This window comes from Candidatus Laterigemmans baculatus (assembly GCF_010367455.1).
In the GTDB taxonomy this organism is placed as follows: domain Bacteria; phylum Planctomycetota; class Planctomycetia; order Pirellulales; family Pirellulaceae; genus Laterigemmans; species Laterigemmans baculatus.
The window spans coordinates 1-837 of record NZ_WRPR01000150.1 but is presented as its reverse complement, the minus strand read 5'-3'; the positions used below and the strand labels follow the sequence as shown (position 1 = coordinate 837).

Annotated in this window: 1 protein-coding gene; it reads right to left on the bottom strand. The window is 67.5% G+C overall.

Annotated features, from left to right (window positions below):
- Window positions 1-471: 471 nt before the first annotated feature.
- Complete coding sequence (locus GNK13_RS21255; protein WP_164104649.1) at window positions 472-651, bottom strand: hypothetical protein; 180 nt, start codon at window positions 649-651, stop codon at window positions 472-474.
- Window positions 652-837: the final 186 nt, after the last annotated feature.

Here is an 837-nt window from a genome sequence, read left to right as displayed (position 1 = left end):
GCCTGAAGGGGTCAGAGCCTGCGTCTGAAGGGGTCAGAGCTTCTTTAGGACCGTCAGCGCCTGAACGCCTGAAGGGGGCAGAGCTGAATGGCACGGGCTTTAGGCGTTGAGCACTGCCAGTAGTAGGCAGCGGGGAATGCTAGCACTGCGAGCGGAAGAATTAGTGCTCAAGGAGGCAGTGCCTGAAGGAGTCAGTGCTTCTTTAGGACCGTCTGAAGGGGCAGAGCCTGTCGGGAGCTGCGTCGGGTCAGCCGTTGGTAACACCGTCCGCTGGAGCCGGAGCATCACCGGCTTCGTCGGCCTGCGATCGGAATAGTGCTCTTCTAGACTCTGAAGCGGGGAGTCCGCAGGGGCAGCGCACTGCCGATTGTGCGCCCTTTCGACTGGTGCAGCCCCTGTGGGGGCGGCGCCGGTAGGGCGTGTGCCCGGAGAGAGAGAGCGTCTTGCTGCGTGAGGGCCGGAGAAGCGCTCCTACCGGGCCGCCTTGCACGGTGCGCGGCGAGCGAGGGCATGGCGGCCGGGGCCGTTGATCCGTCCCTGGCCGCGCCGCTGCGCTTCGCGCTCGAGCGAGGCAGGACAGCCCACGGCCGTGAAGAATCGCTCCTCAAAGTGCACGACCAAATCTAAGAAGTCGCCAGGGTCGAGCCCCATGCGGCATAGGACCTGAGGAACCTCCCCACGCAGCTCCCCCGGGGGTCCTGCCCGCCGGCCCCCGCCCGCCTGCGTAGCTGAGGCCGCCTGCGCAGCCGAACCCGCCTGTGCAGCCGAACCCGCCTGCGCAGCCGAACCCTCCTGCGGAGCCGAACCCTCCTGCGGAGCCGAACCCTCCTGCGGAGC

Bases quoted from the DNA above. Each gene is read 5' to 3' on its own strand.
- GNK13_RS21255 (WP_164104649.1), bottom strand. From the start codon at position 651: ATGGGGCTCGACCCTGGCGACTTCTTAGATTTGGTCGTGCACTTTGAG.